Origin of the sequence: Pseudomonas sp. 25 R 14 (genome assembly GCF_900004755.1) — a bacterium.
Taxonomy (GTDB): Bacteria; Pseudomonadota; Gammaproteobacteria; order Pseudomonadales; family Pseudomonadaceae; genus Aquipseudomonas; species Aquipseudomonas brenneri.
In genome coordinates, this window is sequence record NZ_CVTS01000052.1 from 301,898 (window position 1) to 310,925 (window position 9,028).

General features: G+C 57.5%; 13 protein-coding genes. 3 read left to right on the plus strand and 10 right to left on the minus strand.

Annotated features, from left to right (window positions below; all coding sequences use genetic code 11):
- Nucleotides 1-101 precede the first annotated feature (101 nt).
- The 4 genes from rplT to thrS are packed head-to-tail and all read right to left on the minus strand — an operon-like array spanning nt 102 to nt 3,216.
- A complete protein-coding gene (gene rplT / locus BFQ03_RS20015; RefSeq protein WP_003174975.1) occupies nt 102-458 on the minus strand; it encodes a 50S ribosomal protein L20 in 357 nt (118 codons plus the stop codon).
- Nucleotides 459-487: 29 nt separating this feature from the next.
- Nucleotides 488-682: a 50S ribosomal protein L35 gene (gene rpmI, locus BFQ03_RS20020; RefSeq protein ID WP_002553160.1), complete on the minus strand. Its 195-nt coding sequence runs from the start codon at nt 680-682 to the stop codon at nt 488-490.
- 60 nt (nt 683-742) lie between these two features.
- Entirely contained in the window at nt 743-1,294 is a 552-nt protein-coding gene (infC, locus tag BFQ03_RS20025) for a translation initiation factor IF-3 (RefSeq protein ID WP_169851780.1), read from the minus strand.
- Nucleotides 1,294-3,216, minus strand: coding sequence for a threonine--tRNA ligase (thrS, locus tag BFQ03_RS20030; RefSeq protein ID WP_065943848.1), 1,923 nt, complete (start codon nt 3,214-3,216; stop codon nt 1,294-1,296). The genes infC and thrS overlap by 1 nt, the downstream gene beginning before the upstream one ends.
- Nucleotides 3,217-3,567: 351 nt before the next feature.
- Here thrS and BFQ03_RS20035 point away from each other — a divergent pair, with 351 nt between their 5' ends.
- Complete coding sequence (locus tag BFQ03_RS20035) at nt 3,568-3,879, plus strand: hypothetical protein (RefSeq protein WP_032859534.1); 312 nt, start codon at nt 3,568-3,570, stop codon at nt 3,877-3,879.
- 289 nt (nt 3,880-4,168) lie between these two features.
- Nucleotides 4,169-4,381 (plus strand): cold-shock protein, encoded by a 213-nt coding sequence (locus tag BFQ03_RS20040; protein WP_007905882.1) that lies wholly within the window; start codon nt 4,169-4,171, stop codon nt 4,379-4,381.
- Nucleotides 4,382-4,453: 72 nt separating this feature from the next.
- On the opposite strand, the gene BFQ03_RS20045 is transcribed toward BFQ03_RS20040, so the two are convergent.
- Nucleotides 4,454-4,774 (minus strand): I78 family peptidase inhibitor, encoded by a 321-nt coding sequence (locus tag BFQ03_RS20045; protein WP_032859531.1) that lies wholly within the window; start codon nt 4,772-4,774, stop codon nt 4,454-4,456.
- Nucleotides 4,775-4,922: 148 nt separating this feature from the next.
- The gene (locus tag BFQ03_RS20050; RefSeq protein WP_032859530.1) at nt 4,923-5,228 is read right to left on the minus strand and encodes a hypothetical protein; all 306 of its coding nucleotides are present in this window, start codon (nt 5,226-5,228) and stop codon (nt 4,923-4,925) included.
- Between the two features lie 135 nt (nt 5,229-5,363).
- On the opposite strand from BFQ03_RS20050, the gene BFQ03_RS20055 reads away from it, so the two are divergent.
- On the plus strand, nt 5,364-5,576 hold the full coding sequence (locus BFQ03_RS20055; RefSeq protein WP_032859528.1) for a hypothetical protein: 213 nt from the start codon (nt 5,364-5,366) through the stop codon (nt 5,574-5,576).
- A 33-nt stretch (nt 5,577-5,609) separates the two neighbouring features.
- Here the strand turns inward: BFQ03_RS20055 and BFQ03_RS20060 are convergent, their stop codons facing one another.
- Genes BFQ03_RS20060 through BFQ03_RS20075 form a run of 4 tightly spaced genes read right to left on the minus strand, consistent with a single transcriptional unit; the run spans nt 5,610 to nt 9,027 of the window.
- Nucleotides 5,610-6,638: a nucleoside hydrolase gene (locus BFQ03_RS20060; RefSeq protein WP_032859526.1), complete on the minus strand. Its 1,029-nt coding sequence runs from the start codon at nt 6,636-6,638 to the stop codon at nt 5,610-5,612.
- 28 nt (nt 6,639-6,666) lie between these two features.
- Nucleotides 6,667-7,068, minus strand: a complete 402-nt coding sequence (gene rbsD, locus BFQ03_RS20065; protein ID WP_032859524.1) for a D-ribose pyranase — start codon at nt 7,066-7,068, stop codon at nt 6,667-6,669.
- Nucleotides 7,065-7,982 carry a ribokinase gene (rbsK, locus tag BFQ03_RS20070; RefSeq protein WP_032859523.1) on the minus strand — a complete coding sequence of 306 codons (918 nt, stop codon included), beginning with the start codon at nt 7,980-7,982 and terminating at the stop codon, nt 7,065-7,067. The genes rbsD and rbsK overlap by 4 nt, the downstream gene beginning before the upstream one ends.
- A gap of 22 nt (nt 7,983-8,004) precedes the next feature.
- The gene (locus BFQ03_RS20075; protein ID WP_032859521.1) at nt 8,005-9,027 is read right to left on the minus strand and encodes a LacI family DNA-binding transcriptional regulator; all 1,023 of its coding nucleotides are present in this window, start codon (nt 9,025-9,027) and stop codon (nt 8,005-8,007) included.
- Nucleotide 9,028 lies beyond the last annotated feature (1 nt).

The window sequence follows — 9,028 nt, forward strand, 5'->3', positions numbered from 1 at the left end:
TCCAGATACAAAATAGGGGAAGAGCTTGAAGGCTCTTCCCCTATTTATGACGTTTACCACCTTGGGCTACAGGAGTAACCCAGGGTGACTGTCGGGGGTACTTAAGCCAAGGTGGCTTTAGCTTTCTCGACAATCGCAGCAAACACCGCTTTTTCGTTCACGGCCAGTTCAGCCAGAACCTTACGGTCGATTTCGATGGACGCTTTTTTCAGGCCAGCGATGAAACGGCTGTAGGACAGACCGTTAACACGTGCACCAGCGTTGATACGAGCGATCCACAGAGCGCGGAACTGACGTTTTTTCTGACGACGGTCACGGTAGGCGTATTGGCCTGCCTTGATTACCGCTTGCTTGGCAACACGGAATACGCGTGAACGCGCGCCGTAGTAGCCTTTAGCGAGTTTCAGAATTTTTTTGTGACGCTTACGGGCAATGACGCCACGCTTTACACGAGCCATGAGTTACTTCCTCTATTCTTGATCCAAAATTAACGAAGGCGCAGCATGCGCTCGACTTTTGCCACGTCAGACGGATGCAGCAAGCTGCTACCGCGCAATTGACGCTTACGCTTGGTCGACATTTTGGTCAGGATGTGGCTCTTGAAAGCGTGCTTGTGCTTGATACCGTTAGCAGTTTTCAGAAACCGCTTAGCAGCACCACTTTTAGTCTTCATCTTTGGCATGTTCGGATACTCCGCATTCAGTTGATAAACATAATCAGAAGGCCTGCCGTGCCCTATTGATTACTTCTTCTTTTTCGGGGCGATGACCATGATCAGCTGGCGTCCTTCCATCTTAGGATGCTGTTCGACGGAACCGTACTCCAGCAGGTCAGCTTCAACCCGCTTGAGAAGTTCCATACCCAGCTCCTGGTGGGCCATCTCACGGCCGCGGAATCGCAAGGATACCTTGGCCCTGTCCCCATCACTCAGGAAACGTACCAGGTTGCGCAGTTTTACCTGGTAATCCCCTTCCTCCGTCCCTGGACGAAACTTGATTTCTTTAACCTGGATCTGCTTCTGGTTTTTCTTGGCTGCAGCAATCTGCTTCTTCTTTTCGAAGATCGATTTGCCGTAGTCCATCAGCTTGCAGACAGGAGGTACAGCATCGGCGGAAATCTCCACCAAATCGAGCTTGGCTTCTTCAGCCTTAAGAAGCGCGTCTTCAATTGACACAATCCCAAGCTGCTCACCCTCAGCCCCAATTAACCGAACCTCGCGTGCCGAGATATTCTCGTTGATCGGGGCTTTCGGTGCAGCTCGTTTATCTTGTCTCATTTCACGCTTAATAATAATTACTCCGAATCTGGGCGACCACGCCGGGAAACCGCTTGCGCGAGGAACTCAGCGAACTGGGCGACGGGCATCGAGCCCAGGTCAGCACCTTCACGAGTACGCACAGCGACAGTCTGCATCTCGACTTCCCGATCTCCGATAACCAAAAGATAGGGAACCTTGAGCAAAGTATGCTCGCGGATTTTAAAGCCGATCTTTTCATTTCTCAAGTCGGACTTGGCACGAAATCCGCTTTCGTTGAGTGTTTTTTCAACTTCAGCGGCGAAATCTGCCTGTTTATCAGTGATATTCATGATCACTGCCTGGGTCGGAGCCAACCACGCAGGGAACGCGCCCTCGTAGTGCTCGATCAGGATCCCGACGAACCGCTCGAACGAGCCGAGGATCGCCCGGTGCAGCATAACCGGGTGTTTACGGCTGTTGTCTTCGGAGACGTATTCGGCTCCCAGACGGATCGGCAGGTTAAAATCGAGCTGCAGGGTACCACACTGCCAGACGCGGCCAAGGCAATCTTTCAGCGAGAACTCGATCTTCGGACCGTAGAAAGCCCCCTCGCCTGGCTGCAGATCGTACGCAAGGCCCGCACTGTCCAGCGCTGCGGCCAGTGCAGATTCGGCGCGATCCCACAGTTCATCGGAGCCAACGCGTTTTTCCGGACGAGTGGACAGTTTCATTTCGACGTCGGTAAAGCCGAAATCGCGATAAACGTCCATGGTCAGCTTGATGAACGCGGCGGATTCGGCCTGCATCTGCTCTTCGGTGCAGAAGATGTGGGCGTCGTCCTGAGTGAAGCCGCGCACGCGCATGATGCCGTGCAGCGCACCCGATGGCTCGTTACGGTGGCAGGCACCGAACTCGGCCAGGCGCATCGGCAGCTCGCGGTAGCTCTTCAGGCCCTGGTTGAACACCTGTACGTGGCACGGGCAGTTCATTGGCTTGATGGCGTAGTCGCGGTTTTCCGACTGGGTGGTGAACATGTTGTCGGCGTAGTTGGCCCAGTGCCCGGATTTCTCCCACAGGCTGCGGTCAACAACCTGGGGAGTCTTGATCTCCAGGTAACCGTTGTCGCGCTGAACCTTGCGCATGTACTGCTCAAGCACCTGGTACAGGGTCCAGCCGTTCGGGTGCCAGAACACCATGCCCGGCGCTTCTTCCTGGAGGTGGAACAGGTTCAGGCGCTTGCCGATCTTGCGGTGATCACGCTTTTCGGCTTCTTCAATGCGCTGGATGTAGGCCGCCAGCTGCTTCTTGTCAGCCCAGGCAGTGCCGTAGATCCGCTGCAGTTGCTCGTTCTTCGCGTCGCCGCGCCAGTAGGCACCGGACAGCTTGGTCAGCTTGAACGACTTGAGGAAGCGCGTGTTCGGCACGTGCGGGCCACGGCACATATCGACATATTCTTCGTGGTAATACAGGCCCATGGCCTGTTCGTCCGGCATATCTTCCACCAGACGCAGCTTGTAGTCCTCGCCACGGGCGGTGAACACGTCGATCACTTCGGCACGCGGGGTGACTTTCTTGATGACGTCGTAATCTTTCTCGATCAGTGCGTGCATGCGCTGTTCGATGGCCGCCAGGTCGTCCGGCGTAAAAGGACGCTCGTAGGCGATATCGTAATAGAAGCCTTCGTCGATGACCGGGCCGATCACCATCTTCGCGGTTGGGTACAGCTGCTTGACCGCATGGCCAATCAGGTGCGCGCAAGAGTGGCGAATGATCTCCAGCCCCTCTTGATCCTTGGGCGTGATGATTTGCAGGCTGGCATCGGAGGTGATCAGGTCGCTGGCGTCAACCAGCTTGCCGTCGACCTTGCCGGCCACAGTGGCCTTGGCCAGGCCTGCACCAATGGATGCGGCGACCTCGGCTACGGAAACCGGATGATCGAATGAACGTTGACTGCCGTCGGGAAGAGTAATAGTTGGCATGGCGCCTCCTCTCCTAGTGGTGACCCCTACCAAAGGTCACGTGGGTTGGGATGAGCCAGTACAAGATCCAACACCAGGCCGTTCAGTAATGAACGCCTGCCTTACAGCGGCAGGAGCCTTGCGGCCAACCGATAATCGAACCAGAGTGACTGGAGTTAAACATAAAGGAACCTGGCAAGAAAAAAGCCAGGTCGTGGATGCTAGCACAGATGAACGGTCATGGCGTGGCCCTACAGCCGGCTAACGAAAAACTCCAGGCTTTTACAGCCAAAAGTGAACTTGGGCTGTACGCCAGGCCTCAAACACACTGAAAATCGCTGTCCGTCCTATCGACCCAAGGAGCATCTCACCATGCGCAGCACCTCGATCTTCGCCCTTGCCGCTTCCCTGGCCCTGTTCTCCATTGGCGCACACGCCGCCGCGCCCTCCAACTGGCCCGCGGGTGCGCGGGACAGCTTCGTAACAGACTGCAGCGCAGCTGCCAGCCAGAACGTTGATGCCAAAACCGCCAAAGCCCATTGCGAATGTGGCGCGGACAAAATCAACGCTGAATTGAGCACGGCGGAAATCAAGGAATTGATGACCAATCAGAACGCCAGTGCGGAGCTGAAAAACAAGGCAGTCGCGGCTATTTCGTCCTGCAAGGTCGTGAAGAAAAAGTAAGCCCTGCAAGAAATCAGACCGCCAAAACGGCCTGAAAACTCGCTGAAAACTGCTATTTCTCACAATTTACATAGCTTTTATGGCTTTTTTTACCAGCTGATATTTCGCAGCAAAGCCCCGTGAACCGGGGCTTTCAGCCAATCAAGGCACTGAAGAAAACGCGATTGATTAGCAAACAGTGCCTTGGGGGGGCTCCCAAGCCGAACATTTCGACTATGATAGCCCGGTGTGCCCAGTTGGCCTGAGCAGCACAGCACTACTGAAAATATATGTTTCTTGGAGATACACCATGTCTAATCGCCAAACCGGCACCGTTAAATGGTTCAACGATGAAAAAGGCTTCGGCTTCATCACTCCTCAAGGTGGCGGTGACGACCTGTTCGTACACTTCAAAGCTATCGAAAGCGACGGTTTCAAAAGCCTGAAAGAAGGCCAAACCGTTTCCTTCGTGGCTGAGAAAGGCCAAAAGGGTATGCAAGCTGCACAGGTTCGCGCAGAGTAATCTCTACGCCAATCAAAAAAACCCCGTCCATGTGACGGGGTTTTTTATGGGCGATGCAAAAGTGCGGTGCTATCAGCCGCAGTTGACGCGAGTAATCACCAGGTTGTCATCGGTATTGAGGTTCAGCCGATCGGAACGGTACTCAAGGGTGATCATATCGTTAGGCTTGAGAATGCGTGCATTCTGCGCACCCGCACGGGTACGGGCCTGCTCCAGCAGTTGCGGCGAGGCTTTCTGGCCGATGGTGAACTGCGCAGCCTTCGCCTCACAACGAGTATGAGCAGGCTCAGCCACGGCCGTATCTTTGGCCGGCTCAGAGGTACCCGAAGTGCTGCAACCCGCCAGGACGACTGCCGCCAACAAGGTACCGAATGATGCGAGCTTCCAAGGCATGAAGCCTCCTTTGAAAAAAAATGGACAGAGATCGTGCGACCGTGATTTGGCCGATTGGTTTCAGAATTGTCACAATTGGCCGTAGGCGAGTCTGCCTGACTCAGCAGCACGGCCTGATGAATCAATCGTCACCAGATATGAATGAGCGTCAGTAGATATCGATGTAGTCAAACGGCGGATTCGGCCAGTTCTGCTTCAGCGCGTTATAAATCTGCGTCACCCACACCTCATCACTGGCCGCCACGTTGCCGACATAGCCAGACCCTGCTGCCCAGGTTTCCAGGCGGAACAACAGACCGTTGACCTCCATCCCTCCCACCACGCAAGAAGAGATATAGGCAATACCGGCCTTGGTCACCCGCAATTGCGTGTGCTGATCGTCACTGGCACTGGCAATCATTTGGCGGACGGCTGCCATTGTGAGGCTCTTGGGGTTGGTCAAATCGATGTGCACACGGTTTGTCCTGGCAATTAAACAGGGCACCAGTGTCGCACAGCCCTACCCTCATGCCTAAGTAGCAGTGCCAAACACCGCGTAAAATGGTTAACTCAACAGGCCATTCCTGCCTGAGCGAGCCGCGAGAACCCGATGACCATCGTTACCATCAATGCCGATATCAAAGCCAAGTGGCCTCAAGGGCAAAGTTCCTACAGCCCAGGCAGCCCGGAAGAATTGGCAATCATCGGCATAGACCTGCTGGTCAAGGAGTTGGGCACCCAGGCCGCGCAAGCCTTTATCGGCCAGGTATTCGAGAAATACCCGGCCGACCATATGGGAGTCGAAGACCCTCTGCGCGAATAGTCACCGGCCGGCGAGCGCCGACCGGCAGGCAGCTTACTTCAGGCGTGCAAGGCGCTCGGTGAGCAGGTCAAAGAAGCCCTGGGCATTGCCATTTTCCACCCAGAACACGTTCTTGTCGTGCTTGAGGCCATCGTACCAATCGACGATGGTCTGGCCAAACGTCGGGCCTTCGCGGCTATCGACCACCATATTCGCCTGGCGCCCGGTGAACAGCTCGGGCTTGAGCAGATAGCCGATCACGGTGGCGTCGTGCACCGGTCCACCCGTCATGCCGTAGTGCTCCATATCGCCTTTGACGTATTCGTTGAGAATATTGCCCACCACCTTGCTGGCGTTGTTGTTCAGGTCGGCGATCTTCTTCAGGCGCGCTTCGCTGGTGAGTATCTTGTGCGTTACATCCAGCGGCAGGTAGGTCAGTTTGACGCCACTTTTAAGCACGATTTCAGCCGCCACCGGGTCGGCAAACAGGTTGAACTCGGCCACCGGCGTAATGTTGCCGCCATTGAAGTGCGCGCCGCCCATGACCACCACTTCCTTGATGCCCTGGGTGATTTCCGGCGCCTGGGTCAGCGCCAGCGCCAGGTTGGTCTGCGGGCCGAGCATGGCGATGGTGATGCTATGGGGCTTGGCGGTACTCAGGGTCTTGATCAGGTAGTCGACTGCATTGCCTTCGGCCAGGCCTTTTTTCGGCTCATGCACAGTGACACCGGAAATGCCTTCCTTACCATGGATATTCTCGGCATAGATCGGCGTGCGCAGCAGCGGCTGCGGCGCACCGGCATACACCGGAATCTCTTCACGCCCTGCCCACTCGCGCGCCAATCGCGCATTGCGCGAGGTCTTGTCCAGCCGCACGTTGCCGGCCACGGTAGTCAACGCACGGATGTTCAGCTCCTGCGGCGAGGCCATCGCAAACAGCAACGCGACCACGTCGTCGGCGCCCGGATCGGTATCAATGATCAGGTCGATTTTTTCCGCCGCCTGGGCGCTTGCAGCAGTTAGCACGGACAAAAGCAGCACACTCCGAAACAGGTGTCGCAGGGTTGGGGTTCTACGTTGCATGACGCACTCCTTGTCATTGTGGGAAATGCTAGAAAGTCACGCCAGACACCAGCGCGATATTACAGTAAGGCTGGCACTCGCCAGTACGCACCACCGCGCGGGCCTTGTGAGTAAGCCGCTTGAACTCCTCATGACTGAGCAGGCGGCGCTCACCCAGGTCACCCGGGGCCAGCGCGTTGAGGTCCGCCAGCGCCGGCGGTTGTTTGTGCAGGATTTCCTCGGCCAATACGTGGCTTTCAACCTGCATCTCTGTAAGCACGATGCGCAGGGTACTGATGAAATCGGGAATGCCCTGGGTCAGTGCCAGATCAATCAATTCCACACCCGGCGGTACCGGCAGGCCGGCATCACCGATCACCAGGATGTCACCATGACCAAGGGAGGCGATCACGCGCGACAGGGCAATATTGAGCAATGGGGTCTTTTTCATGGGTGAACAAAGCCTTGAACGTCATGCAATGTAGGAATCGACGGTTGCGCCCCGGCACGGGTGACCGACAGGGCCGCCGCCACCTGGCCAAAACGGATAGCCTCGGCCTCGCTCTTACCGCTCGCCAGTGCCGCGGCAAAGCCGCCGACAAAGGTGTCGCCCGCTGCCGTGGTATCCACCGCCTGGACCTTGGGCGCCAGCAAGTGCTCGAAGCCCTGGCCATCGGCAAACAGCGCACCGTGCGCGCCAAGCGTCACTATCACCTTGCCTGCCCCGGCCTTGATCAACTGCGTGGCCGCAACCTTGGCCGCGCCCAGGGAATCCACCGGCACACCGCTCAAGGCCGACGCCTCGCTTTCGTTGGGGATCAGGTAATCAATGGCCGCATACCAGTCCGCTGGCAACGGGCCGCTGGCCGGCGCGGGATTGAGGATCACTGTCTTGCCCAGTTCACGGCCGCGCTTGAGGGCATATCCCACAGTGTCCATGGGCACTTCGAGCTGGCAGACAATCACCTCAGCCGCCTGCAACACAGCATCGAACGCCAGCAGCGACGCCGGTGTCAGGTGGCCGTTACTGCCAGCGACAATCACGATGGCATTCTGACTGCTGTCATCCACCACGATCAGCGCAACACCACTGGAGCCCGCCACTTCACTGACCGCCTGGCAGTCGATCCCTTCCACCACCAACGCCTCGCGCAGTTGCGCGCCGTAGGCATCGTTGCCCACACAGCCAATCATCGCGACGTCTGCACCCAGACGCGCCGCAGCCACCGCCTGATTGGCGCCCTTGCCGCCCGGAACGGTGGAAAACGACTGGCCGACCAGGGTTTCACCGGCATGGGGCAGCCGGCTGGCGCGGGTCACCAGGTCCATGTTCAGGCTGCCTACTACCACTACTGTTGCTGGCATACATCAATACTCATCAATTCGTTCAGCGGGTTGAGGCAAACACGGCAGCCAACGGTGCCGTTGACTCACGCAAGACGATGCTCGGCGTGACAATGCGCTGGTCAACCGGCAATTGGGGTGTCGCAATCCGTCGCAATAACAGCTCCGCCGCCATCTCCCCCAGTTGCAGGATCGACTGGCCCACGGTAGTCAACGCGGGGTAGACATACCGACTCATTTGAATGTCATCAAAACCAATCACCGACAGCTCGGCAGGCACCCGCAGGTTGCGCTCGGCGGCCGCACGCAACACGCCGAAACCGATCATGTCGTTGCCGGCGAATATCGCGCTGGGCGGATTGTCTGCCAGCAACTGCACCGCCGCCGCATAGCCACCGGTACTGGTGAAATCGCTTTCCAGCACACGACTGGCGGGCACGGTGATCCCGGCCTCCTGCAACGCCCGCTGGTAACCAGCCAGGCGCATCTGCGCAACACGCGTATGTGCGGGGCCACCGATACAGGCGATATCCCGGTGCCCCAGCCCCAACAAATGCCGGGTCGCCAGGTACGCGCCTTGCTCGTGATCGATGCGCACCAGATCCACATCAATGCCCTCCAGGCCCCGGTCGACAATGACCATGGGCGTGCGCACCGCCTTGAGGCCCGTGGTCAGGCCACTGTCATCGCCCCCCACTGACGTCACGATCAGGCCGTCGATACGCTTCTCCAGCAGCACCCGCAAATAGTTGCGCTGTTTCTCGGCGTTATCGTCGGAATTACACAGGATCACGCAGTAGCCATTGCGCTCGCAGTAGTCTTCGATGCCCCTGGCCAGCTCGGCGAAATACGGGTTGAGGCTGTTGGGCACCAGCAAGCCGATGGTGGCGGTGGTCTTGGCCTTCAGCGAGCGGGCGACCGCACTGGGCACATAGTCCAGTTGCTTGATCGCGGCTTCGACCTTGAGCCGCACGGGCTCGCTGACCGGGCGCGTCCTGTTCACCACATGAGACACCGTGGTGTAGGAAATCCCCGCAAGCGCCGCCACATCCTTGATCGTTGCCATG

What these genes read in the sequence shown, in the direction of transcription:
- BFQ03_RS20060 (WP_032859526.1), bottom strand. Translation starts at nt 6,638, where the DNA reads ATGCAACGTAGAACCCCAACCCTGCGACACCTGTTTCGGAGTGTGCTG.
- BFQ03_RS20055 (WP_032859528.1), top strand. Translation starts at nt 5,364, where the DNA reads ATGACCATCGTTACCATCAATGCCGATATCAAAGCCAAGTGGCCTCAA.
- BFQ03_RS20035 (WP_032859534.1), top strand. Translation starts at nt 3,568, where the DNA reads ATGCGCAGCACCTCGATCTTCGCCCTTGCCGCTTCCCTGGCCCTGTTC.
- thrS (WP_065943848.1), bottom strand. Translation starts at nt 3,216, where the DNA reads ATGCCAACTATTACTCTTCCCGACGGCAGTCAACGTTCATTCGATCAT.
- rbsD (WP_032859524.1), bottom strand. Translation starts at nt 7,068, where the DNA reads ATGAAAAAGACCCCATTGCTCAATATTGCCCTGTCGCGCGTGATCGCC.
- rplT (WP_003174975.1), bottom strand. Translation starts at nt 458, where the DNA reads ATGGCTCGTGTAAAGCGTGGCGTCATTGCCCGTAAGCGTCACAAAAAA.
- BFQ03_RS20075 (WP_032859521.1), bottom strand. Translation starts at nt 9,027, where the DNA reads ATGGCAACGATCAAGGATGTGGCGGCGCTTGCGGGGATTTCCTACACC.
- rbsK (WP_032859523.1), bottom strand. Translation starts at nt 7,982, where the DNA reads ATGCCAGCAACAGTAGTGGTAGTAGGCAGCCTGAACATGGACCTGGTG.
- BFQ03_RS20040 (WP_007905882.1), top strand. Translation starts at nt 4,169, where the DNA reads ATGTCTAATCGCCAAACCGGCACCGTTAAATGGTTCAACGATGAAAAA.
- rpmI (WP_002553160.1), bottom strand. Translation starts at nt 682, where the DNA reads ATGCCAAAGATGAAGACTAAAAGTGGTGCTGCTAAGCGGTTTCTGAAA.
- BFQ03_RS20045 (WP_032859531.1), bottom strand. Translation starts at nt 4,774, where the DNA reads ATGCCTTGGAAGCTCGCATCATTCGGTACCTTGTTGGCGGCAGTCGTC.